The following is a 24,802-nucleotide window of genomic DNA, read 5'->3' on the forward strand; positions in this document are numbered from 1 at the left end:
GACCCCTCCCTTTACTCCAAAAGACTCAAATTGCACGTTGTATTACCTTGATCTCATTTTAATGAAACAGCCACCCTTTGTAAAACGTTTTCAAATGACAAAACAAAAAAGCCAGCTTCATGGCTGGCTTTTTCACGAGTGAACTTCCTTCGGTTCGCAGGAAGGACACGTTCCGTATATTTCAAATTTATGTCCACTAATATGATAATCCTCTAAATCGGCGTCAAGCTTGTCCATAGGACAGGCATCGATTTCTTTTGTTTTCCCACATGTAAGACAAATAAAGTGATGGTGATGATGGGAAAATGAACATTTGAAACGGAATAGTTTCTCCCCTGACAATTCCGTTGTTTCCAATATTCCAAGGTCTTCATATAGTGACAAGTTTCGATAAATTGTATCAAAGCTAAGACCCGGGTAATCTTCACTTAGTGCCGTCAGCACATTTTTAGCAGTCAAGTATTTATCAGAATCAGAAAACAATTGAAGCATATCTTCACGTTTGCTTGTATATTTGTAGCCTTTTTCCTTTAATAAATCAAGCGCTTCTTGTACGTTCATGTTGATTCCCCCTTCTGAATTTCCCAATACTAATACACCCGATTAAAATCAAAATAGACAGCATCACAATGGTTCCGCCTGGCGCTAAATCAAGATAATAGCTTAAAATCAAGCCGGCTAATACCGACAATTCACCAAACAAGATCGAAAGGAAAATCGCCTGTTTAAATCCTTTGGCAATGCGGATACTTGCCGCAACAGGAAGCGTCATGAGCGCCGACACAAGCAGTGTACCGACGATACGCATCGATGCCGCAATGACAAGTGCGACGACTAAAATAAAAATAAAATGAATCCATTTTGCTGAAATACCAGAAGCCTTTGCATGCTCTTCATCAAAAGAAAGCAAAAACAATTCTTTATATAAAAGCACAACAACTAACACAACAACGAGTGAGATCCCTACAATGATCCAAAGATCGAGTCTTGAAACAGCACTGACACTTCCGAATAAATAACTAAACAAATCTGTATTAAAGCCATTCGCTAGTGAGATGAAGATGACGGAGATCCCAATACCCCCAGATAAAATAATGGGAATGGCAAGTTCCTGATAATGTTTATACACGGAGCGCAGGCGTTCAATAAACAATGAACCTGCAACAGAAAAAGCCATCCCTAAGTACAGCGGGCTTACCCCTGTCAAAAGGCCAAACTTTTTATCAAGAAATAGACTTGCGGCAATACCGGCAAGTGATACGTGGCTGAGGGCATCTGCAATAAGCGAGAGCCTTCTGACGACAATAAATACACCAAGTAAGGGCGCAATAAAACCAATCAGTAACCCTGCGATAAATGCATTTTGTAAAAATTCATAATGAAAAAATGGAAATAGCATTATTCATGTCCCCCATGATGGTGATGGTCGTGATGAATCACTTGAATGTCATGCCCGTAAAATTGGGATAGCGCCTGATCATCCATTGAATCAAACGCTTCTGCATCCCCGTGGAAATGCAGTGTCTGATTTAAACAAGCCACATGGGTGACTTTATCGGAAACGGTGCCAACGTCGTGTGTGACGAGAATTAAAGACATTCCTTTTTCTTTGTTCAATGTTTCGAGCAGCTGATAAAAGCCTTCTACTGTCCGCTGGTCTACCCCAACTGTGGGCTCATCCAAAATGAGCAGCTTTGGCTGACTGACAAGCGCACGGGCAATAAATGCGCGCTGCTGCTGACCACCAGATAGCTCCCCGATGTTTTGATGCTTTAAATCTTGTATACCAACTGAGCGAATGGCATCTTCCACTTGCCATTTATCCTGCTTGCTCATTCGTTTAAATAAACCAATTTTCGCAGTCAGTCCGCTTGCAACGACCTCGTATACAGAAGCAGGGAAACCCGTATTGAAGCTATTCGCCTTTTGAGAAACAAATCCAATTTGATCCCAGTCTCTAAATTTTGAAACAGGCGTGCCAAATAGCTTTAATTCACCTTGCTGCGGTTTAATGAGCCCAAGCAGGCATTTTAATAAGGTTGTTTTACCAGAACCATTCGGTCCAACAACTGCTAGAAAGTTCCCTTCCTCTACTGTTAAATGAATGTGATCAATGACATTTCGCTGTCCATATGAGTACGAAATGTCCTTCATTTCAATAATTGGCTTTGCCATGAATCTTTCCACCTTTAATCAATATAAAAAGAATGATTACGATTTATACAACAAAAAGAAAATGGCTTTTGCCATTTTCTCTGTCCATACATACATTTTATTATATAAAAGAAAGATAAAAAAGTAAAATAAAAGCTAATGAATGGCTGTTTTGAACTTACCGCCTTTTGTTTCATGCGTATCCATAATCGTGATAAATGCTTGGTCATCAATTTCAAATACGATGGATTTCAGCTTTGTAATTTCAAGCCTTGTGACAACGGCGTAGATGACATCTTTTTCTTCATCTGTATAGCCGCCTTTTCCTCTCAGCTTTGTCGTTCCCCTGCCGAGTCGATGCAGAATCGCATCTGAAATTTCATCATAATAATCTGATACGATAATGACAGCTTTTGTTTCATCAAGCCCTTGAATGACAGCATCAATTGTTTTCATTGCCAAATAATATGTCATGACAGAATACATAGCCTGCTCTGGTCCGAAAACAAAGCCCGCCCAAATAAAAATGAACACATTGACGATCATAACAAACTCACCGACGGAGAAAGGGATTTTTTTCGTCAAAAGAATTCCTAAAATCTCTGTTCCATCCATTGAGCCTCCATTACGGATGACAAGTCCAACACCAAATCCAAGTAATAGCCCGCCAAATACAGTGGCTAAGATCGGCTGTGTTGTAAATGCCTCCACATGATGAAGTGAAGATTCGATCACGGCTAAGCTGACAATCCCAATCACAGTGGAAACCAGAAAGGTTTTCCCAATATGCTTGTATCCTGATATCATAAATGGAATATTTAAAATGACAACAATCGTCGCAAAATTTATAAACGGGTTATCTGTAAAGAGATAATCCAAAATAAGCGAAATGCCGATGATGCCCCCATCAATAATATTGTTTGGCACTAAAAATAATTCAATGCTTACTGCTGCACATGCAGCCCCTACTAGAATCAGAAAAATTCTCAAAATAAAATGAGGCACTGATTCCTTTCTATGCTGTTTACTATTTGCCATACGTTCTCCCTTCTACACATGTTAAATTTTCAATGAACATTTTATTCACTTTACTATTTTATCATTTCACAGAATAAAATAAAATTTTTTGCACATTTTCCGTTTTCGCCCATACATTGTTACAGAGGGGAGGAATGGAATTGATTTTAATCCAAAAAATTGTCCTGCAGCGGCTCAATCAGATCACAGCAAATGATCTGTTAAGGTATGCGAAACAGTATGGCGTCAGTTTAACGTCACATCAAGCAGCTGAGGTTGCCAAACTCATGAACGGGAAAAATATCAATATTTTTAATGATTCAGAGCGTAACCGGCTTCTTAAGCAAGTGGAAGCGATTACTTCTAAACAGACAGCACAGACTGTGAATGATTTGTTTAACCAGTTTACAAGTTAAGCAAAAAAGGGCCGCATTTAGCGGCACCTCAACATGTTTATATCCTTTTTTATTGACCTGTAATTTTATCTAGTAAGCCTTCATCAAATTGCTTTTCTTTCAGCATCGCAATTTCGAATTTGTAAGGTGGTTTTTTGTTCTTTTTATCTTCACCTACATAAGGCGTTTCTAGAATTTTTGGCACATCTTGAAGCTGCGGATGATGCACAATATAGTTCAGTGCATCGAAACCAATTTCACCAAAACCGATATTTTCATGTCGGTCTTTTCTTGCGCCTTGTACGTTTTTACTGTCATTAATATGAAGAACTTTGATTCGGTCAATACCGACGATTCGGTCAAATTCTTCTAATACACCATCAAAGTCACTCACAATCGGGTAACCAGCATCGTGCGTGTGACACGTATCAAAGCAGACAGAAAGAGCTTCGTTATGTGTCACGCCGTCGATAATTTGGGCAAGCTCTTCAAAGCTTCTTCCACACTCTGATCCTTTTCCTGCCATTGTTTCAAGTGCGATTTGAACCTCTTGACCTTTCACAATGACTTCGTTTAAGCCTTCAATGATTTTTTGAATCCCTGCTTCTGCCCCTGCTCCAACATGCGCACCTGGGTGAAGAACAATTTGTCTTGCACCTAGCGCTTCCGTACGCTCGATCTCAGAGCGCAGGAAGTCTACGCCAAGCTCAAATGTCGCGGGATTCACTGTGTTTCCAATATTGATAATATACGGAGCATGGACGACGATATCTGTCATGCCGTGCTCTTTCATATGCGCTTGTCCAGCTTCAATATTGAGGTCTTCGATTTTTTTGCGGCGCGTATTTTGCGGTGCACCTGTATAAATCATAAACGTATTCGAACCATAAGAGGCAGCTTCTTCACTCGCTGCAAGAAGCATATGTTTTCCGCTCATGGATACATGTGAACCAATCTTTAACAATGTTTCCCCCTACTTTCCATTACGCTTTGACTTTCTACGTTCCTGTCTTTTGATTTTATCCATCTCACGTGTCATTTTCTTTTTATATCCAGGTTTGACGGCTTTCGGTTTTCTCACAAGACGTTTTGCTTTTTCTTCAATTTCATTTGGTGCTTTTTTACGTCTTTGACGCTTCAGACGGTCATCTGCATCTCGCCATTCGCCATGAACAATGGTTTTGTTTTCAAACACAACGCCCATTTTCTCAATTTGAATGAGTGCATCCTCATCAGCCAGCTCATAAATGGTCATGGCAATGCCAGATGAACCAGCACGAGCTGTTCTTCCAACGCGGTGCACATAAAAATCAAGATCAGATGGTAGCTCATAGTTAATCACGTGGCTGACGCCTTTAATGTCAATTCCGCGAGCTGCAAGATCAGATGCCACAATATAAGTGAACTCCAAATCTTCAATTTGTTTCATGACTTTTTTACGTTCGCGTGGCGTTAATCCGCCATGAAGCACACCGATTTTCATTCCTTTTTCTTGTAGGAACGATGCGATTTCATCAACAGTTGTTTTTGTATTGGCAAAAATAATCCCTAAATATGGCTGTACATTCGTCACCATTTCATGGAGCAATTTTAATTTATCACGCTGTTTAGACGGAACTAAAATATGCTGAATGTTTTCAGCTGTAATCCGTCTTGGTTCAACATGCGCATACTTTGGATTGTCCATATATTTTTTCAGGAAAGGCTTTAGTTTTTCTGGGATGGTTGCAGAGAACACAAGCATTTGCAACTGTTCTGGCATTTGTGCACCGATACGGTCCACATCTTCTAAAAATCCCATATCAAGCATTAAATCCGCTTCATCAATGACAAGGGAGGTCGCTTTGTAAACATTCAGCGCCTGCTCATGAATGAGATCAGCAATACGTCCAGGTGTGCCGACCACCAAATGCGGCTGATTTTTTAGCTTTTGAATTGATTTCTGCTTGTCCGTTCCGCCAATGTAAAGCTTTGCTTTGATCTCTTCTTCTGGGGAAGCATTCTTTAAAATCGTTTGAGCTTCTTTGAAAATTTGATTGGCTAATTCTCTTGTAGGTGCAGTAATCACGACTTGTACCTGCTCTTTGCTTGGATCAATTGAATGAATCAGCGGCAATAAGTACGCATGAGTTTTTCCTGTTCCTGTTTGTGACTGGCCAATCACGCTTTCTCCTTTTAAAACAGCAGGGATGATTCTTTTTTGAATATCAGTCGGCTCATAAAAGCCTAGTTCATGAATAGCATCTATAATAAAAGGCTTTAATTCATATGTCGTAAATTTTGTTTCTTTCATGTTTTCACTCCTTAAGGCAATGCCTTTTTGCTCATCTCCTCATTATAGCTGATTTTCAGTAAAAAAACCATGTCCGCTTTTCCTACAGGAAACCAATTGATGCTTCCTTGCATAACCTATGAAGAGAAAGAGAATGCAGTAAGGGAGGTACAAGTATGTTAGGGCAAAGGCCTATGGGCGATTTTCAGCCGCGCCGCCCCTCACGCCGGCACCTTGGAAATGGCGGACAGCCCCGAATGTTTCAAAGAGGGCAGCAGCCTCCTATCCAACAGCCTTTTCAAGGGCAAGGCAATCCATTTCAGCAAATGATGCCTCGCTCCCCGTCTGTACAGGGAGGCGGTTTACCCGGGATGGGCGGAATTCCAGGAGGTGAGAGCCGTGCACTAGGCGGCGGAGCAGGAATTAAAGGCATGCTCTCTAAATTTCTTCCTGGTGCAGGAGGAGCTGGAGTCTCTGGAGGTGGTGCGGGATTACAAGGAATCCAGAGCTTCACGAATCCTGCGACTCTCTCAAGCATGTTAGGAAATGTTCAAAAAGTGCTCGGGATGGCGCAGCAATTTACGCCAATGATTCAGCAATACGGTCCTTTAGTGAGAAACTTACCTGCAATGATTAAACTGTACAGCCAGCTTGGCAGTGCGGACGATGATGAAGCAAATGCAAATGATGATGATGCAGAATCAACGGAGACCAGCGCGGAAACAGAAGTGCCCGAGGAAGAAGCACAAACTGATGAAATAGAAGAAAATGTTGAACCCGAAGACATCCTTGTCAAAAAAGCAGCACCACACACATCACCTGCTCCTGAAGCAAAACCGAAAAAAAGATCTGGCAGCTCTGTTCCAAAACTATATGTCTAGTGATCTTTTAACGGCGAAGTGTTCACTGCGTATAACAATCTTTGATATATACGCTTACTTTGGCTATAATGGAAGCAAGAGAATGATAAAAAGCCGTTTTTTACGGCTTTTTATATTGTTCTTCTCTAGCAGCACTTCCCTACAGGAGGACGAATAAATGAATGTAATTAAAATATCGCCGCGTGGCTATTGCTATGGCGTTGTGGATGCAATGGTCATTGCTAAAAATGCCGCACTTGATAAGAACTTGCCACGCCCAATTTATATATTAGGTATGATTGTGCACAACAAACATGTCACTGATGCCTTCGAGGAAGATGGAATCTACACACTGGACGGACCAAACCGCTTAGACATTTTAAAGCAGGTAGAAAGCGGAACAGTCATTTTCACGGCTCACGGCGTTTCTCCTGAGGTTCGTCAAATCGCAGAAGAAAAAGGCCTTGTCGCCATTGATGCGACCTGTCCTGATGTCACGAAAACCCACGAACTCATTTCAGAGAAAACAGCCGATGGCTATGACATTATTTATATTGGAAAAAAAGGGCATCCTGAGCCAGAAGGAGCTGTCGGAGTAGCCCCTGACAAGGTACATCTTGTCGAAACAGAAGCCGATATTGAGGCGCTCGATCTAACATCAGAAAAACTGCTCATCACGAACCAAACGACGATGTCTCAATGGGATGTCCACGATCTGATGGAGCTGATTAAAGAGAAATACCCTCACGTCGAGTATCATCAAGAAATTTGCCTTGCGACACAGGTGCGTCAAGAAGCTGTCTCGCAGCAAGCTGGTCAAGCCGATTTAACCATTGTTGTCGGCGATCCAAAAAGTAATAACTCCAACCGTCTCGCACAAGTGTCAATGGAGATAGCCGGAACGCAGGCTTACCGTATTGGCGATTTAAGTGAACTCAAGCTGGAATGGCTGCAGGGCGTCAAAACCGTTGCTGTTACTGCTGGTGCTTCAACACCAACACCTATTACAAAGGAAGTCATTCGTTTCTTAGAAAACTATGAACCGGATGATGAAACGACTTGGAAGATTGAACGAACGGTTCCTCTTTCTAAAATTTTACCTCGCGTCAAAACAAAGAAATAAGAAAACGTCAGAGCATATCCGCTCTGACGTTTTTTGTTTACATAAATTGAAATGGGTTTGTGTTTGATTCAGAAACAAAGAGCTGTACGTCATACTTTTTATCTGCACATAGCGATTGAAGCTTCGCCTTTACGCCCTCTTTCATAATCTTTTCAGCATAATGCCCTGGGTCCACTACGTTCAGCCCAAGCATCATGGCATCATGCGCAACATGGAAATAAAGGTCTCCTGTCACATACACATCTGCACCCATTCTTTTCGCTTGATGGATGTATTTATTTCCGTCTCCGCCAAGCACCGCCACTTTTTTCACTACAGCGTCTTGATCTCCTACAAAACGAGCACCATGCACATCTAGCTTCGTTTTCACAAATTGTGTGAAATCTCTAAGTGTCATAGGCTCATTTAGCTCTCCAATACGGCCAAGGCCTTTTTGAATAGGAGGAAGATCTGTCGTGTGTACACTATAGGCGACTTCTTCATAAGGATGTGCTTTGATCATGTCGCGAATCACTTGTTTTTCTATACTTGCTGGGAAAATGGTTTCAATCCGCACTTCTTTCACAAATTCTAATTGACCCGACTCCCCAATAAACGGCTTAGCTTCTTCTGATGGCAAAAAGCTGCCTGTCCCTTCATTTGAAAACGCACAATGGCTGTAGTTGCCGATATGTCCTGCGCCCGCATTTCCTAAAGCTGTCCGGATGGCCTCTTCAAACTCTTCAGGGACATACAAAGCAAGCTGTTTGATTGGATCCTCGTATGTCGGCACTAACACACTTGTGTCCTCAAGCTCTAAAGCCTCAGCAAGCAAGTCATTGACTCCGCCATCAGCTACGTCTAAATTCGTATGTGCCACATATACCGCAATATCATGTTTGATGCATTTTTCAATGATCCGTCCAGCCGGCTGATCTGTCGCTACATTTTTTAATGGACGAAAAATCGGCGGATGGTGAGCAATAATGAGATCCACTTTTCGCTCGATCGCCTCATCTACTACATTCTCTAATACATCTAGGGTGATCATCACATTACTTACTTTTTTATTCAATGTTCCAATCTGGAGACCAATTTTATCACCTTCCATGGCATATGCCTTTGGTGAAAATTGTTCAAACAATTGGATGATTTCATGCCCGTTTACTGTTTTAGCCAACAGTCAAAACCTCCTTTAGCGTCTTTATTTTCGCATTCAGCTCTTCAAGGCGCTCTTTGTTTTCTTCTGTCCGTGCTGCCTGCTGAATTTGACTTTCTATCTTCTCCATATGCTGAAGCTCTTGCATCCACTTGCGCTGGAAGACGTCATTTTGCTCTTTCGCAAGAAACGGACCAACCAGCATGCCTGCTTCAAGTGACATTCCTTCATAAGCTTTATCTTTATCGCCTTTTTCTGCGATGATGATTTCGTATATTTTGCCGTCCTCTTCTAAAATGACTTCATCCATCAATTCATACCCCTCTTGATAAAGCCATAAACGAATATGGTGGGCATGGATATTTGGCTGAAGAATGAGCCGCTCATGGCCTGCGAGCTTATGCCTTCCATCATTTAGAATGCTTGCGATGAGTGCCCCGCCCATACCTGCAATCGTCACTGCATTCACTTCGCCTTTTTCAATGACTTCAAGGCCATTTCCTTTTCTGACCGATATCTGTTCATCTAATTCAAGTCTATGTACTTGCTGCTGCGCCGATTGGAGCGGTCCATCGGTAATCTCACCAGCAATGGCTTTCACTGCTTTTTGATGCAGGATCGCATAGCATGGCAAATAGGCATGGTCTGAGCCGATATCAGCGAAGACTGCCTCATCTGGTAAAAAGTCTGCGACTTTTTTTAATCGTTTGGATAAATTCATTTCATTCATACGTATCACTACTTTTCTTTAATGTTCATACTTGTCTATCTTATATAAATTATGGACTTTTTAAAAGTCGTTTTCAAATGAAAAAAGCTCTTCTTTTGAAAAAGAGCTTTTTGTGTAAGATTATTTAATTTTAGACACCCATTCCGCCATTTCATCGAGCTTTTCATTCGGAATCAGCCCGCCTGGCATCCCGTTGCCGCCTTCTTGAATTTTCTTCTTGATGTCAGCCACTTCAAGCTTGTCTCCAACACCTTTTAAAGCAGGACCTGCGCCGCCTTCATAGTTTTCCCCGTGACAGCTTAGACAGTTCTGTTTATACAATTCTTCCGGCGTCGCATTTGCTGTCTCTTCTTGCTTTTGCTCCTTGCCCCCTGAGGCAATTTTTTCTTCATCTTTCAGCCCCTTCATTGATAAGAAAAAAGTGAGTCCAATACCTAAAATGGCAATCAATAAAAATGGTATAAGTGGATTCCGTTTCATTTCTTTCATCCTCCCCTTTGTGAAAACCCCTTTGAGACTATGCAAACAATTCTAATTCTACTTTAATTTTACAAAAAGTAAACGAATTATGATACAAAACTTTGGTCAAGTTCACAGATTAGACAAAAATGATTCAAGATGAGAAATGAAGCCTTCAGCACATTTAGATGTATTTTTTATACATCTTTTCTCTAAGAACGTTGCAAATTCATTTGTTATTCAGTAAAATATAATCAGATTGAAAAAAGCGTTTTCATTTTTGATAAGAAAGAACGGATCTCTTTCAAGATCCGTCCGGTTTCTACTCTAAGAAGTCTTTTAATCGTTTACTTCTGCTTGGGTGTCTTAATTTACGAAGAGCTTTCGCTTCAATTTGTCGGATACGCTCTCTTGTTACGCCGAACACCTTACCAACCTCTTCTAACGTGCGTGTTCTTCCGTCGTCTAGTCCGAAACGTAGTCTCAGCACATTTTCTTCACGGTCCGTCAGCGTGTCTAATACATCCTCAAGCTGCTCTTTTAAGAGTTCGTACGCAGCATGGTCAGATGGAGATGTCGCCTCTTGGTCTTCGATAAAATCACCAAGATGCGAGTCATCTTCTTCACCAATAGGTGTTTCTAAAGATACAGGCTCTTGCGCAATTTTAAGAATCTCTCTTACCTTTTCTGGAGTTAAATCCATGTCTTCAGCAATTTCTTCAGGCGTTGGTTCTCTGCCTAGGTCTTGCAGAAGCTGTCTTTGAACACGGATCAATTTATTAATGGTTTCCACCATATGAACCGGGATCCGGATTGTTCTCGCCTGATCGGCAATCGCACGTGTGATCGCCTGTCTAATCCACCAAGTCGCATATGTTGAGAATTTATATCCTTTGCGGTAATCAAATTTCTCAACCGCCTTCATCAGACCCATGTTTCCTTCTTGAATCAAGTCAAGGAACAGCATACCACGACCGACATAGCGTTTCGCAATGCTGACAACGAGACGAAGGTTCGCTTCCGCTAATCTTCTTTTTGATTCCTCATCGCCCTCTTCGATCTTTTGAGCATACGTAATTTCTTCTTTAGCAGATAACAAATTGACGCGTCCGATTTCTTTTAAGTACATACGAACAGGGTCATTGATTTTGACACCTGGTGGTACGCTTAAATCATTCAGGTCAAATTCTTCTTCCGCTTTAGCCAGCTGCTGAACATTTGGGTCTTCTGTCTCTTCGTTTTCACTAATGAGCTCTACACCCTGTTCGCCTAAGTATTCATAGTATTCATCCATTTGGTCTGATTCAATTTCAAAGCTAGACATACGCTCTGCAATTTCTTCGTATGTTAAAACGCCCCGTTTTTTACCCGTTTCAGTGAGCTTATCTCTCACCTGTTCAAAGGTTAATTCAGTTTCGGTTTCGTGGGCTTGTTTATCAGCCATTATGGATCCCTCCTTCCAAAGCTTGCAACGAATTCTAAAGTAACTTGCGATTTGCTTCCGCCCTGCTTTTCTCTCTCTGTCAAACAGAAAACGAAGCAAATAGGAATAAAATAAATAATGATGAAGGCAAGATGCTTGCGGTCTTATGCTCCTCCCGTAAAGGATTCATTGCCAGCCGTAAGTCCTGTCATTAATAATAGACGTATTACTTCAGCGAACGGGTTAACTGAATAATTTCTTGTCCAAGTGTTGCCGCTTTGAAGAAATCTTTTTGCCTCTCCGCTTCTGCACGTTCTAGTTCTTTTTCCTTTATCATTGACAAATTCCGATGATTCAACACTTTTTTTACATAATCACTTAATTCAGCTTCACTTAGTTCGTCTCCGACTTGAATCATCAATATATCCGTCAGCAGCTGATTCATGACATCATCTTCTATCCGGTTCATCAGATGCTGCGGCGTTGGTTCTTTGCCTTCTTCATACAAGGCATAAATGTACGTTGCCAGCGCCCTGTGCGAATCTATATTAAATTCAATCCCGATTCTGTCAAGTACTTTGCGGATCACGTCATCGCTTTTTAACATATGAGCAAGCAGCATTCGCTCTGCATTTTCATATGCCGGCCGCAGACGCTTTCTTCTTACTTGTGTTGACAGATGTGCACGCCGTTTTTCAAGCCCGTTTTCTTCCTGCGTGCTTTTGGTTTCTTGCCGCTGCTGCTTTTCAAACAGCTCCAGTTGTTCTTTTAATGAATCAAGTGAGATCGAAAACTCCCCAGCAAGCTGTTTCATGTAAATCTCTTGCTCCAAAGAGCCGTTTAACCGGCTGATTTCTCGGAGAACCTGCTTCATATAAGTAAGACGGTCTCCTTCGTCTGATAAGTTTTTTCCTCTTCGGAAAAAATTCATCTTAAACGTCATTAATGTCACACTTGCATCTATGATGTCATTCCTAAATTTCTCGCCGCCATATTTACGAATGTAATCATCTGGATCAAGTCCATCTGGTATCATGGCAACGCGAACTTTACATCCTCTTTTTCCAAGCAAATCTGATGCTTTCATGGTCGCTTCGTATCCGGCCGTATCAGAGTCATAGCAAAGGATGATCTCTTCTACGTTCCGCCTGAGAAGCTTTACGTGCTCTTCTGTAAGAGACGTACCCATTGTTGCAACACTTTCACCGACACCTGATGTAACAGCTGAGATGACGTCTGCAAACCCTTCAAAAAGAACTGCCCGTTCGCGTTTGCGAATATGCATACGTGCGTCATGAAAGTGATAAAGCAGCTTACTTTTATGAAAAAGCGGCGTTTCAGGACTATTCATATATTTAGGCTGCTGATCACCAAGCGATCTTCCGGAAAAAGCGATGACCGTTCCATGATGATCATGAATGGGAAACATGACACGATCTCTAAAGCGGTCAAAAAAGCCTGTGCCGTTTTCACGTTGAATCAAAAGACCAGCCTTCTCCATCATCACAGGATCAAATCCTCGTTTTTCTAAAAACTTGGTCACGAAATCCCAAGAATCAAGAGCATACCCGATCTCAAACTTGGCAATTGTTTCATCCGTAAAGCCTCTGGACCGTAAATAATCGAGTGCGTTTTGACCTTCCTTTGTATTTACCAGCAAATGGTGGTAAAATTTCTTAAGAAGCTCATGGGCCTCAATCATTTTATGATCTGCTGTGTCCTCTTGCTGAGAGGAACTCATCTGAGCATTCGCCACCTGATCAGGCAGATCAATATGGTACTTATCAGCCACATGTGAAACGGCTTCAATAAATGAGTAGCCTTCCATTTGTCTGAGGAACGAAAACACATTGCCTCCTGCGCCACAGCCAAAACAATGGAAGATTTGCTTATCTGCTGAAACAGAGAATGAAGGAGTATTTTCACCATGGAATGGACAAAGACCGAAGTAATTTCGACCTTGCTTTCTAAGCTGTACGTATTCTCCAATCACTTCGACAATGTCTGCGTTTTTTTGGATCTGCTCCAAAAGTTCATCTGGTATACGTTTGCTCATCCTAATAACACTCCGTCGTACATTATTCGCCTTTTAATTTAAAAATCCTTCATGATTCGACAGGATTTTTTGTAGTTGCGCCATAAATCGCTTCTTATCCTCTTCTAAAAGCTTTTTGGGACCTTTTCCGTATACACCTTTTCTTCGCTGTTTGCTGGAAACATGCCTGCGTTCCAAATCAAAATCAATTGTTTCGTTTGTGTACATTCGTCCTCTTTCAGACAGAACAATGACCTGTCTCGGAAGCAGTAAGGAGGCAAGACCAATGTCTTGGGTGACGACAATATCATGTGCGGCAGCTGAGTTGGCAATGACTAAGTCCGCTGCTTCCTTATGTGTATCTACAAACCGCCAATCTTCAAGTGAAGATCTTTTGGTTTGAAAATGCTCATATGAAGCAATGAATGTCACTGGTACTTGAAATTGAGATGCGACAGAAAGGATTTCGTCTTTTACAGGACAAGCATCTGCATCGACATAAATCGTCCTCTCTTTTTTACGTTCATTCAGGTGACTAATTCTCCATCCCTCCACCTTATTCCTGCTTTAGAGAAGCAAAAAGACCATACTTTTCCCCCATAAAGCAATCAACAGTAAAACTCATTTTGTCGAAAAGTTATGTTCAGAATCACTTGACTTCTGCCAATATTAGTTTATTCGTTCTTGACTTAACTTAAACCTAAAATCAATCATTTTATCACAATTTTTTATTATAATACAAATGCAGCAAATATGCTATTGTTTTTGTTTACCCGTTTCCCACCATAGGAAAAACCCAGGAGGAGCATCCTGAGTTTATTCGGAACCTCTTTTGGTCAGCATTTGATGGATGACATTTGCCGTTTCCTCAACTGCTTTATTCGATACATCAACGACTTGACAGTTAATACGGTCAACCACTTTTTCAAAATACTCTAGTTCCTCTTTAATCCGCTCAATGTTCGCATAAATAGCGCGATCATTTAAACCAAGAGATTTTAAACGCTCTTTGCGAATATGATTTAGTTTGTCTGGACTAATTTTCAAACCGATACATTTCTTCGGATCAACTGAAAATAACTCTTCTGGCGGATCAACTTCAGGTACAATTGGTACGTTCGCTACCTTCAGCCGTTTATGCGCCAAATATTGAGATAATGGTGTCTTGGACGTGCGTGATACACCAATGAGCACAATATCAGCCTTTAGAATACCTCTTGGGTCTCTGCCGTCATCGTATTTCACAGCGAACTCGATGGCTTCTACCTTTTTAAAATAGTCCTCATCTAATTGACGTACACGACCCGGCTCATGTTTCGCTTCATTTCCGTATGCCGTCTCCATTTTATCAATGAGTGGACCGATGATGTCATAATAAACGACACCGTTTGCTTCTGCTTCCTCGATTAAGAATTGGCGCATTTCTGGCACAACAAGAGTAAAGCAGACGATCCCATTATCTGCTTTCGCCAGTGAAATGACTTCTTTAATCGTACCAACATCTTCTACATACGGGATTCTTCTAATATTTGAATGGTCTGATGAGCCGCCATCAAATTGGCTAAGTGCCGCTTTGACCACGAGCTCTGCCGTTTCTCCTACTGAATCTGATACCACAAAAATTACGCGATTACTCATAACATCCCCTCGCAGTCTTCTGTCATTAGATTATTTCGTTCTCCGATAAGCTGACAAGTATTTTCGTCATGTTTGTTTTCGTAATTCTTCCGACCACTTCAAAGCCTTTTTCCGTATCTTTTATCACAGGAAGTGCATCTATTTGCTTTTCAATCAAGTGCTTCGCCACATCCATAATGAAATCTTCTTTGCGGCAAACGGTGATGTTCGGCATTCTTGTCATAATAATATGGACAGGGATAGATGGAAGCTCCTGTTTCCCTATACTTGCGCGAAGGAGGTCTTTTCTTGATAACACGCCTGTTAAAATAGAGTGATCGTCCACAACGAATAATGTGCCCACATCCTCTAAAAACATCGTACAAATCGCATCATAAACCGAAACATTCTCATGTATCACCACTGGAATGGATTGAAAGTCTTTCACTTGAAGTTTTTTCAGCTTATCTGCGAGAAGCTGCGTGCCTGTTTTTCCTGTGAAAAAGTAGCCGACCCTTGGTCTTGCTTCTAAAAAGCCTGACATTGTTAAAATGGCTAAATCCGGTCTGAGGGTCGCCCTTGTTAAGTTCAGCCGATCGGCGATATGCTCTCCAGTGATCGGACCATTCTCTTTGACAATCTGTAAAATCTGCTCTTGCCGTTTATTTAACTCGATTGTACTCACCACCTTTAAATAGAGAGAGCGAAATCTTTATTTTATGTATATCATTTTCATAACTCATCATATTATAGCGCATCTTTGTCCGAATGAAACAAAAATCCACTCAAAAACCGTGAATTAAATGAGTAAAAAACGATTGCCCTTCGGAAAAGGCAACCGTTCTTAGGTATTTATTTTACAATTAAATTGTTCATATTCGCAAATGATTGAATCACTTTGGCTAGTTTGACCATCTGTGCCAACCGATTTCGCTTCAGTTTTTCATCATCCGCATGAACCATTGTGTGATCGAAATAATGAACGATCGGTGTTTTTAACGTATCCAGTGCCTCAAGTGCCAAGCTGTATTGTCCTGCTGCTACATGTTCCTTGACAGCTTTCTCTACTTGCTGATACGCCTCAAACAGCTTTTGCTCATGTTCATTTTCAAACAGTTCAGGCTGAATCTCTGTGTCTTCGCCTTTTTTACTGATTGAAATGACGCGTCCCAATGCTTCAGCCGTTTCTTTGAAGCTTTCTTGTTTTACACTCTCTTCAAGAACAGCTGCTTTTTTGACGACTGCATATGGCTCAATATTTTCAACATCAAGCACTGCATCAACAACATCATGGCGGATATGCTCTGCTTGAAGAACATATTTTAAACGATGCGTTAAAAATTCAATTAGAGCAGCTTCATGTTCTGTCTTTACTTGAGCAAGTGCTAACAGCTCTTTAAATGAAATATTCCAATGACGGTCGAGCAGGATTTGAACGATACCACTCGCTTGTCTTCTAAGTCCATAAGGATCTTGAGAACCTGTAGGGATCACATCGATTGAGAAGAATGAACAAATAGAGTCGAGCTTATCTGCTACTGCCACAATTGCACCAATCAAAGTAGACGGCGCCTCATCACCAGCAAAGCGCGGCATATAATGCTCGTTAATGCTTCTTGCCACTTCTTCATGTTCACCAAGAGCTCTTGCATATTTCTCACCCATGATTCCTTGTAATTCAGGGAATTCATAGACCATTTGAGTCACAAGGTCAAACTTCGAAATACTTGCTGCTCTAGCCACGCGTTTTGTTGTTTCGTCATCTGCTCCGACATGCGCCGCTAGACGGGTTGCAATGTCTGTCACTCTCTTCAGCTTGTCGCCGATTGTTCCAAGTTTCTCATGGAATACCACTTTATCAAGCTTTTTAATATTGTCTTCAATCACTAGTTTTTCGTCTTCTTTATAGAAGAATGCAGCATCTGATAAACGTGCGCGAAGTACTTTTTCGTTCCCTCTTGCGACATTTTCCAGCGCCTCACTGTTTCCATTTCTGACTGTAATAAAATGCGGCAATAATTCTCCTTGCTCATTTTTCACAGGGAAGTAGCGTTGATGCTCTTTCATTGTTGTCACCAATACTTCTTCCGGCAATGCAAGAAACTCCTCTTCAAAGGAACCAGACAGCACAGTTGGATATTCTACAAGATCGTTCACTTCTTCTAGAAGTTCAGGATCAACAGGAATGACCCAGCCTTTTTCTGAAGATAGCGCATTTAGCTGTTCAGTAATTAATTGTTTTCTTTTATCTGAGTCTGCAATCACAAATTGATCGCGCAAAGTTTGTTCATAAGAAGCAGGTGAGTCAATGCTGGCTGTCGTACCAAGGAAACGATGTCCTCTTGTTTCACGGCCGCTTTTCACCCCAGCAATTTCAACAGGTACAATCTCTTGTCCAAATAAACAAACAATCCATTTAATCGGACGGATATAGCGCAAATCTTCGCTTCCCCATCTCATGTTCTTTGGAAAGCTTAATGAAGCAGCGATCTCACCTAACGCTGGGAGAAGGTCTTTGACTTGCTTCCCTTCTTGAAACTTTTGGACATGGACATAATCCACTCCTTTGATCTCTTTGAAATAGAGATCATCTGTTGAAGCACCTTGGCCCCGGGCGAAGCCTTCAGCAGCTTTTGTCCAATTGCCTTCAGCATCTTGGGCAATCTTTTTAGCTGGGCCTTTTGCTTCTTCTTTGATGTCTTCTTGTTTTTCTGCGACACCTTTCACAAGTACAGCAAGACGTCTTGGTGAGTTGAATAAAGCAGTCTCTTCGAATGAAATATTTTGCGTTTCAAACCATGCTTTTACTTTCTCACCTAGCTGTTTTGTGCTCTCTGGCATGAAACGAGCCGGCATCTCTTCTAAGCCGATTTCAAGTAATACATCTTGTTTATTCATGAGAAGCCGCCTCCTCTTTTAGCATAGGGAATCCCAATTTTTCGCGTTCTTCATAATAGGTTTTGGCTACTTTTCTTGCTAACTGACGCACTCTTCCGATATAACCAGTTCGCTCAGTCACAGAAATAGCGCCCTTTGCATCGAGCAGGTTAAATGTATGAGAGCATTTGAGGACATAATCGTATGCCGGGTGAACAAGTCCTTTGTCCATTTGACTGTGTGCTTCTTTCTCATAGGTTGTAAATAGCTCGAACAGCATGTCAGTATTAGATGTTTCAAATGTATAAACAGAGTGCTCATATTCAGCCATTAAGAATAAATCTCTGACCGTAAATCCGTCTGTCCATTCAAGATCGAAAACATTTTCTTTGTCCTGGATGTAAGAAGCAAGACGTTCAATACCGTATGTGATTTCAACAGAAACGGGCTTACATTCTAAGCCGCCGACTTGTTGGAAATACGTGAATTGCGTAATTTCCATCCCATCAAGCCATACTTCCCAGCCAAGTCCTGCACAGCCAAGAGATGGATTTTCCCAGTTATCTTCTACAAAACGAATGTCATGTTTCAGCGGGTCAATGCCAAGTGCTTTCAATGATTCAAGATATAGTTCTTGAATATTGTCAGGTGATGGCTTAATGATCACTTGAAATTGATGATGCTGATACAATCTATTTGGGTTTTCTCCATATCTGCCATCAGCTGGGCGTCTTGAAGGCTCTACATATGCTACCTTCCAAGGCTCTGGGCCGATGCTTCTGAGGAACGTGTATGGACTCATCGTTCCGGCACCTTTTTCTGTGTCATACGCCTGCATTAATACGCAGCCTTCATTTGACCAATGCTTTTGCAGCGTCAAAATCATGTCTTGAATATTCAATGATCGCACCTCCATCTTTTCTACACCAACCGCTATGTATGGCGGGTGGGATTAGAACCTTGTAAAAGAACACAAAAACTCCCGTCTCTATGCTCGCAAGGTTCTTTGCAAACATAGGGACGAGAGTTTTTCCCGCGGTTCCACCCTATTTGCTGGTGTCGTAGCATCCAGCCGCTTTGTTTTACGTTGCTCAAGAATGCCTTTCGTTACGCCTCCATCCTTAGCTCACACCGCCCTAAGGTCGCTTTTATGGATTTTACGTAAGTACTTCTTTCTATCAATGCAACATATTTTATCTTAGATGATCTTACAAAAAGTCATGGGAGATGTCAACTTTTGTTTTCGTCACCCATTAGCTTTTTCATGGATTCCATCTGATTCATGAATTTTTTTGATTTTAAATAGAGGCCGGAATATTCGTCATAGTAGTGATCAAGCACTTGACGAATTTCTTGTTTCGTCTGAGGCTTCACATCAACCTGACCAAGCCTTGATAAATCAAAATAATGAAACAAACGTAGCAGCCTTGCAGCTGCGGGGGATAAGGGCAGTCTATATGGATCTTTCGAAAAACAATTTTGGCAAATGAAGCCGTTATCTCTTATCGAGAAATGGAACTGCCCTTCTTTTTGACCACAGTGAACACATTGATCAAGTTCAGGTTTCATCCCCATCACTGATAACATTTTAACCTCTACGATAAATAAAATAATATCAGCATCTGTGCCTTCGTTGAGATGACGCAGAGATTGAAGCAGAAGCTCAAACAAATAAGGGTTTGGCTTTTTTTCTTCTGTCCCTTTATCAATCAATTCCGTCATATATGCGGCATATGCGGTCAGAAATAAGTCTTCCCGAATGGCCCGCATACTTTCAATCATTTCGCCTTGCTGGAGCGTTCCAAGTCCTGTTGATGATTGGATAAGAAAGGTGCCGTATAAAAACGGCTGGCTTATGGCTGACAGGCGGCTGTTTGATTTTTTTGCGCCTCTTGCCATTACGCCAATTTTTCCATGTTCTCTAGTGAGCAGCGTGACAATTTTGTTTGTTTCGCCATAATCTGTTGTTCTAAGGACGATTCCTTCACTTTTAATGAGCATTTGTCTACACTCCGAGCGCTGGAGGGGGTCAAGAATTATAAGATTGGAAAATCAAATCGTGCTATTTCTTCTTCAAGTACATCGGGTCTTTCCAGGTTCTCCTTTTCTAACTCTTTGAAAAGCAGATACGTGTCAACGCTTCCTGTTTGTGAAAATACGTTCCATGTAAAATTCAACATAAAAACCCCACCTTTCTTTATTAGAAGCAGCAACGCTACATCCAACATATTAATTTTATCTTGACCAGGCTACCTCCATTTCATGATAAACAATTTTTACTAATCGAACCGCACCATTGTCAGATTTGCTGACAAATGCAGCGATTTTTTAATATTCGTCTTCTCTAAATCCGAAGTCACGAAGGTGAGTGGATTTATTACGCCAGTCCTTCTGAACTTTGACCCAAAGCTCTAAATACACTTTTGAGCCTAGAAGTGCTTCAATATCTCTGCGCGCTTTTTGTCCCACTTCTTTTAACAAGCTGCCTCGTTTACCAATGACGATCCCTTTTTGCGAATCACGTTCTACGACAATGGTTGCCGCGACATGGATCTTGCCATTTTCATCTGGCTTAATCGATTCAATCGCAACCGCAATACTGTGCGGAATCTCTTCTCTCGTTAAATGCAGCACTTTTTCACGAATTAATTCAGAAATAATAAACCGTTCTGGATGATCTGTTACTTGATCTGCCGGATAAAATTGAGGGCCCTCTGGAAGATAACCTTCAATCTGCTGAAGAAGCGTGTCGATATTGTTTCCTTCAAGAGCTGAAATTGGCACAATTTCCTTGAATGGATAACGTGTACGGTATTCATCAATTAAAAGAAACAGTTCATCTGGATGAATTTGGTCAATTTTATTCACGACAAGGAACACCGGTGTAGATGTTTGCTTTAGTCGTTCAATGATGAATTCATCACCTTTGCCATAGCCTTCCTGTGCGTTGATCATAAATAAGATCAGGTCGACTTCCTTCAGTGTATTTTGAGCCACCCTCATCATAAAATCACCAAGCTTATGCTTAGGTTTATGAATCCCCGGTGTATCGATAAAGATCGTTTGTGATGTGTTCGTTGTCAGGACACCTTGCACTTTGTTTCGCGTCGTTTGGGGCTTATCGCTCATGATGGCGATCTTTTGTCCAATAACACGATTAAGAAAGGTTGATTTCCCTACATTTGGTCTTCCAATAATTGATACAAATCCTGATTTGAAGCTTTCGTTAGTCATTTAAATCCTCCGGTGAAAATGCTCCTGGCAATAGTTCGTTTACTGTTGTTTCGTATATATGTCCTTTTAAGTTCGTTAGAATCACTGGCATATCAGGTGCACATAGCTCTGAAATGACCTGTCTGCATGCGCCGCACGGCGAAACAGGCCGGTCTGTATCAGCCACCACTGCTAACATTTGAAAAGATGTAATGCCTTCTGAATAGGCTTTAAAAAGTGCTGTTCTTTCCGCACAATTACACATACCATATGCTGCATTTTCAATGTTGCAGCCACCATACACTTTTCCATCATTCGACAGTAATGCTGCACCGACTTTGAATTTAGAATAGGGTACATATGCAAAATCTCTTGCTTTGATTGCTTCTGAAATCAACTCTTGTTTGTTCATTCCTAGTTCCCACTTTCAGAAGAAATGGTACCACTGTCACATTTATATTTTACATAATTCACGTGACATTTTCACGCCCATTTCTAAAAATGTTAATAAATAGTAATATTGTTCTATTGCATGATCTTCGGTAAGAAGATGATCAATCCAATCATAACCGAAATCGCGGCGTAAACGCAAACAGCGCCTGCCGCAGCGTCCTTCGCTCTCTCTGCAAGCGGGTGCCTTTCTTCTGTCATCAGATCCACTGTATGTTCAATGGCTGTATTGACAAGTTCAAGCGCAAACATCCCCCCGCATAGAAGAAGAACGATCAGCCATTCAAATGGTTCAATGCGGAACCAAAAGCCGCAGATCACCACGATGATGGCTGCGACTGTGTGAAATCGAAAATTCCGTTCATTTAAGAAAGTTCGCCATATTCCTCTAAATGCATAGTAAAAACTCCGAAAAAAACGGGCGAGCGGCCTTCTTTTCTTACGATGATCTCGAAAGGCCATAATCATCCAAGATTTTTGTCTGTTTGGCGAACATTTCTTTTTCATCTTCCTCTGTCATATGATCAAACCCGAGCAAATGGAGGAAGCCATGAATCGTTAAGAATCCAAGCTCTCTCATAAAGGAATGTCCATATTCCTCCGCCTGCTCTTTCGTTCGATCCACACTAATGATAATGTCACCAAGTACAGGCGGGATATCATCCGCTCCAATGATTTCAATCTCCCCTTCTCCTTCTTCTTCAAGTGCAAAGGAGATCACATCCGTTGGTGCGTCTTTTCCGCGGTATTCTTTATTGATTTGATGAATTTCTTCATTCGAAACGATCGTCACTGATACTTCCGCTTGATCCTTGACCTCAAGTTCGTCTGCAGCAAACTGAAGAAGCTTTTCCACTTCTTCAAGCTGCTCTTTTGATACTTGTCCTGTTTCATCTATTAAATCGATTAACAATGTCATTTACTTCACCTTCTGCTTCGGGGCATCTGGATATTCAATCCGAGAATGGAAAATCCCCTTTAATGTTGTACAAATCGTTTGGCTAATAATATTTAATTCTTTAAATGTCAGGTCACATTCACTAAATTGCCCGTCCTGCATTTTATCTGAAATAATGCCTTTGACAAGCTTTTCAATCCGCTCTGGATTTGGATTATGCATGGAACGAACCGCCGCTTCAACGCTATCAGCCACAGAAATAATCGCTGCTTCTTTTGATTGCGGCTTTGGACCAGGATAACGGAATTCTTCTTCTGTCACCTGATCATCACGCTCTTTTGCCTTATAGTAAAAGAACTTTAAAAGAGACTTTCCGTGATGCTGTTCTGCAATGTCGACAAGCTCTTCAGGAAACTTCTTTTCTCTCAGCATATCAGCGCCATCTGTCGTATGGGCAATAATAATATTTTTACTCAGCTGAGGAGAAAGCTTGTCATGCGGATTATCAATGTTCATTTGGTTTTCGATAAAGTATTGCGGTCTTTTCGTTTTTCCAATGTCATGATAATAAGCGCCGACCCTTGCTAAAAGACCGTTTGCACCGACTGCTTCACATGCAGCATCCGCTAAATTCGCCACCATGACACTATGATGATATGTACCTGGTGTCTCGGTTAAAATCTTTTTGAGGAGCGGATGATTTGGGTTAGATAATTCAATCAGCTTCATTGTGGAAAGAATGCCAAACATGCTCTCAAAAACAGGCATTAACCCAATGACCAAGATAGATGATGCAAACCCTGACACTATCGCCATTATGAGGTTCACACCGATTTCAAGCCCTGATGGTGAAGAGTTTTGGATCAGTGTAATGGATAAAACCACAAGTACATTCACCAAGGCCACCAAAAGCCCAGCCTGCAATATTTTTGATCTTGCATTATGTTTTCTTAAAAATAAAATACCCGCCATCCCGCTCATCAGATAATAGGCGCAGATCACATAGTTAAAGACGCCGGTTACTCCTTGATTAAACATCATACTGCCGCAAAGAGCAAATACAAGACCGGAGAAGATTGCTAACCGCTCATTAATGAGCAGTTTGATCAGCATCGTGCCAAGTGCCACTGGCACAACATAGCCTATCGTTGTATATTTCGTTTCCTGGAAGAGACTGAACACTTCCATGATCATTAAAATAATCGTAAAAATAAGCGAATAGAGCAGTAATGACTTATTCTTATGGACAAGCGACTTTTTTCTCGATTCAAGGGAATGAATAATCGCTGCTAAGAACAGGCCAATTAATATGAAAAGACCACTTACAGGCTTAAATAAATTTGAGCTGTTTAATAGACCCGTGAGTTCTAATTTGCGATAAACTTCCCGGTCGATGAGCTCTCCTTCTTCAACTAAGATTTGCCCTTGCTTAATTTGCACTGGCTGAATATTGTCAGCCGCTTCCTGTCTTTTCTTCTCTGTTGCCACTGGGTCAAATACATAGTTTGGGATGATCGCAAATTCACCGATTTCTTTCGCTGCATTTAAGTATTTTGATGGAATCGAATTATTTTCAAGCTCTGTTTTGACTTGTTTTTTCTCATCTTGTAGTTTCGCTGCTGTGATTTCTTTACTCATCAGTGAATTCACCACTGTGATGATGGAATCTTTAGTAAATGAGAGATTCTCATCACTTGCCTGAAGCAGTGCTTTGATGGATTGATCCGAAACAGCTTCCTGCATATCTGTTGTGAGCTTTTCTTTGACACGCTTGACCATTTCTTGATCTGATGGCGCTTTCTCTTTATCATCAGCTGCTTTCTTCTCTTCTTTAATGGCTTCAAAGAGGGATGAGATGAGGTCTACACGATTATCAGAATACGCTTTTTTGAGCGTATATTGATCTTCCACTTGATCTGTTGCTTCTTGTTTCTTTTCTTCTGTCGCTTCTTGATCATCAACGGTTGACGGAGAATAGATGGTCTGTTCGCTCACAGAAAATAAATCTAAGTCGAGCGATTCAGGCTTTACATGGAAGAAGAGGACCACGAATAAAATGGCTGCTAAAGCAGCGTACAGCAAAACATTTAAATAACGTGAGCGCTCCATTTTCTGAGGTTCTTTTTTAGACAGCAGTCTTT

Annotated in this window: 26 protein-coding genes; 3 read left to right on the plus strand and 23 right to left on the minus strand. The window is 41.3% G+C overall.

Going from position 1 to position 24,802, the window contains the following annotated elements; all coding sequences use genetic code 11:
• Positions 1–132: 132 nt before the first annotated feature.
• The 4 genes from MHI46_RS11605 to MHI46_RS11620 form a co-directional block, all read right to left on the minus strand.
• On the minus strand, positions 133–561 hold the full coding sequence (locus MHI46_RS11605; protein ID WP_003217433.1) for a Fur family transcriptional regulator: 429 nt from the start codon (positions 559–561) through the stop codon (positions 133–135).
• The gene (locus MHI46_RS11610) at positions 539–1,399 is read right to left on the minus strand and encodes a metal ABC transporter permease (RefSeq protein ID WP_024423005.1); all 861 of its coding nucleotides are present in this window, start codon (positions 1,397–1,399) and stop codon (positions 539–541) included. Before MHI46_RS11610 ends, MHI46_RS11605 begins: the two co-directional genes overlap by 23 nt.
• The gene (locus MHI46_RS11615) at positions 1,399–2,175 is read right to left on the minus strand and encodes a metal ABC transporter ATP-binding protein (protein WP_260774267.1); all 777 of its coding nucleotides are present in this window, start codon (positions 2,173–2,175) and stop codon (positions 1,399–1,401) included. The genes MHI46_RS11610 and MHI46_RS11615 overlap by 1 nt, the downstream gene beginning before the upstream one ends.
• A 135-nt stretch (positions 2,176–2,310) precedes the next feature.
• Positions 2,311–3,192, minus strand: a complete 882-nt coding sequence (locus tag MHI46_RS11620; protein ID WP_047202313.1) for a YitT family protein — start codon at positions 3,190–3,192, stop codon at positions 2,311–2,313.
• A 140-nt stretch (positions 3,193–3,332) separates the two neighbouring features.
• Here MHI46_RS11620 and MHI46_RS11625 point away from each other — a divergent pair, with 140 nt between their 5' ends.
• Entirely contained in the window at positions 3,333–3,587 is a 255-nt protein-coding gene (locus tag MHI46_RS11625) for a DUF2624 domain-containing protein (protein ID WP_024423008.1), read from the plus strand.
• Positions 3,588–3,636: 49 nt separating this feature from the next.
• On the opposite strand, the gene MHI46_RS11630 is transcribed toward MHI46_RS11625, so the two are convergent.
• Together MHI46_RS11630 and MHI46_RS11635 are read right to left on the minus strand one after the other, a co-directional pair.
• Positions 3,637–4,530: a deoxyribonuclease IV gene (locus tag MHI46_RS11630; RefSeq protein WP_039180018.1), complete on the minus strand. Its 894-nt coding sequence runs from the start codon at positions 4,528–4,530 to the stop codon at positions 3,637–3,639.
• Between the two features lie 9 nt (positions 4,531–4,539).
• Positions 4,540–5,859 carry a DEAD/DEAH box helicase gene (locus MHI46_RS11635; protein ID WP_024423009.1) on the minus strand — a complete coding sequence of 440 codons (1,320 nt, stop codon included), beginning with the start codon at positions 5,857–5,859 and terminating at the stop codon, positions 4,540–4,542.
• Positions 5,860–6,014: 155 nt separating this feature from the next.
• On the opposite strand from MHI46_RS11635, the gene MHI46_RS11640 reads away from it, so the two are divergent.
• Together MHI46_RS11640 and MHI46_RS11645 are read left to right on the plus strand one after the other, a co-directional pair.
• Entirely contained in the window at positions 6,015–6,719 is a 705-nt protein-coding gene (locus MHI46_RS11640; protein WP_224928895.1) for a YqfQ family protein, read from the plus strand.
• 157 nt (positions 6,720–6,876) lie between these two features.
• Complete coding sequence (locus MHI46_RS11645; RefSeq protein WP_024423011.1) at positions 6,877–7,821, plus strand: 4-hydroxy-3-methylbut-2-enyl diphosphate reductase; 945 nt, start codon at positions 6,877–6,879, stop codon at positions 7,819–7,821.
• A gap of 37 nt (positions 7,822–7,858) precedes the next feature.
• Here MHI46_RS11645 and MHI46_RS11650 read toward each other — a convergent pair whose 3' ends face one another.
• From MHI46_RS11650 to MHI46_RS11730, 17 genes are all read right to left on the minus strand, one after another.
• Positions 7,859–8,980 carry a Nif3-like dinuclear metal center hexameric protein gene (locus MHI46_RS11650; protein WP_260774275.1) on the minus strand — a complete coding sequence of 374 codons (1,122 nt, stop codon included), beginning with the start codon at positions 8,978–8,980 and terminating at the stop codon, positions 7,859–7,861.
• Positions 8,973–9,689, minus strand: a complete 717-nt coding sequence (locus MHI46_RS11655; RefSeq protein ID WP_073979119.1) for a tRNA (adenine(22)-N(1))-methyltransferase TrmK — start codon at positions 9,687–9,689, stop codon at positions 8,973–8,975. The genes MHI46_RS11650 and MHI46_RS11655 overlap by 8 nt, the downstream gene beginning before the upstream one ends.
• Positions 9,690–9,809: 120 nt before the next feature.
• Positions 9,810–10,169, minus strand: a complete 360-nt coding sequence (cccA, locus tag MHI46_RS11660) for a cytochrome c550 (protein ID WP_034280134.1) — start codon at positions 10,167–10,169, stop codon at positions 9,810–9,812.
• Positions 10,170–10,470: 301 nt separating this feature from the next.
• Positions 10,471–11,592, minus strand: coding sequence for an RNA polymerase sigma factor RpoD (rpoD, locus tag MHI46_RS11665; RefSeq protein ID WP_008342392.1), 1,122 nt, complete (start codon positions 11,590–11,592; stop codon positions 10,471–10,473).
• A 205-nt stretch (positions 11,593–11,797) separates the two neighbouring features.
• Entirely contained in the window at positions 11,798–13,627 is a 1,830-nt protein-coding gene (gene dnaG / locus MHI46_RS11670; RefSeq protein ID WP_260774283.1) for a DNA primase, read from the minus strand.
• Between the two features lie 33 nt (positions 13,628–13,660).
• Positions 13,661–14,161, minus strand: coding sequence for a YaiI/YqxD family protein (locus MHI46_RS11675; RefSeq protein WP_260774285.1), 501 nt, complete (start codon positions 14,159–14,161; stop codon positions 13,661–13,663).
• Between the two features lie 261 nt (positions 14,162–14,422).
• Entirely contained in the window at positions 14,423–15,244 is an 822-nt protein-coding gene (locus MHI46_RS11680) for a pyruvate, water dikinase regulatory protein (protein WP_008342399.1), read from the minus strand.
• A gap of 25 nt (positions 15,245–15,269) precedes the next feature.
• A complete protein-coding gene (locus MHI46_RS11685; RefSeq protein WP_039180035.1) occupies positions 15,270–15,908 on the minus strand; it encodes a helix-turn-helix transcriptional regulator in 639 nt (212 codons plus the stop codon).
• A gap of 167 nt (positions 15,909–16,075) precedes the next feature.
• Positions 16,076–18,121: a glycine--tRNA ligase subunit beta gene (gene glyS / locus MHI46_RS11690; RefSeq protein WP_260774288.1), complete on the minus strand. Its 2,046-nt coding sequence runs from the start codon at positions 18,119–18,121 to the stop codon at positions 16,076–16,078.
• Positions 18,114–19,001, minus strand: a complete 888-nt coding sequence (glyQ, locus tag MHI46_RS11695) for a glycine--tRNA ligase subunit alpha (protein WP_012010611.1) — start codon at positions 18,999–19,001, stop codon at positions 18,114–18,116. Before glyQ ends, glyS begins: the two co-directional genes overlap by 8 nt.
• Positions 19,002–19,330: 329 nt before the next feature.
• Positions 19,331–20,101, minus strand: a complete 771-nt coding sequence (gene recO / locus MHI46_RS11700; RefSeq protein ID WP_059374606.1) for a DNA repair protein RecO — start codon at positions 20,099–20,101, stop codon at positions 19,331–19,333.
• Between the two features lie 35 nt (positions 20,102–20,136).
• Positions 20,137–20,280: a YqzL family protein gene (locus tag MHI46_RS11705; RefSeq protein WP_003217288.1), complete on the minus strand. Its 144-nt coding sequence runs from the start codon at positions 20,278–20,280 to the stop codon at positions 20,137–20,139.
• 148 nt (positions 20,281–20,428) lie between these two features.
• Positions 20,429–21,334, minus strand: a complete 906-nt coding sequence (gene era, locus MHI46_RS11710) for a GTPase Era (RefSeq protein ID WP_007501305.1) — start codon at positions 21,332–21,334, stop codon at positions 20,429–20,431.
• The gene (locus MHI46_RS11715; RefSeq protein ID WP_008356263.1) at positions 21,327–21,725 is read right to left on the minus strand and encodes a cytidine deaminase; all 399 of its coding nucleotides are present in this window, start codon (positions 21,723–21,725) and stop codon (positions 21,327–21,329) included. Before MHI46_RS11715 ends, era begins: the two co-directional genes overlap by 8 nt.
• Positions 21,726–21,838: 113 nt before the next feature.
• Entirely contained in the window at positions 21,839–22,225 is a 387-nt protein-coding gene (locus MHI46_RS11720; protein WP_048238914.1) for a diacylglycerol kinase family protein, read from the minus strand.
• Positions 22,203–22,682 carry an rRNA maturation RNase YbeY gene (gene ybeY, locus MHI46_RS11725; RefSeq protein WP_059374604.1) on the minus strand — a complete coding sequence of 160 codons (480 nt, stop codon included), beginning with the start codon at positions 22,680–22,682 and terminating at the stop codon, positions 22,203–22,205. Before ybeY ends, MHI46_RS11720 begins: the two co-directional genes overlap by 23 nt.
• Positions 22,683–24,770: an HD family phosphohydrolase gene (locus MHI46_RS11730; protein WP_186304651.1), complete on the minus strand. Its 2,088-nt coding sequence runs from the start codon at positions 24,768–24,770 to the stop codon at positions 22,683–22,685.
• Positions 24,771–24,802: the final 32 nt, after the last annotated feature.

Origin of the sequence: Bacillus sp. FSL K6-1000, from assembly GCF_038630785.1 — a bacterium.
Taxonomy (GTDB): domain Bacteria; phylum Bacillota; class Bacilli; order Bacillales; family Bacillaceae; genus Bacillus; species Bacillus safensis.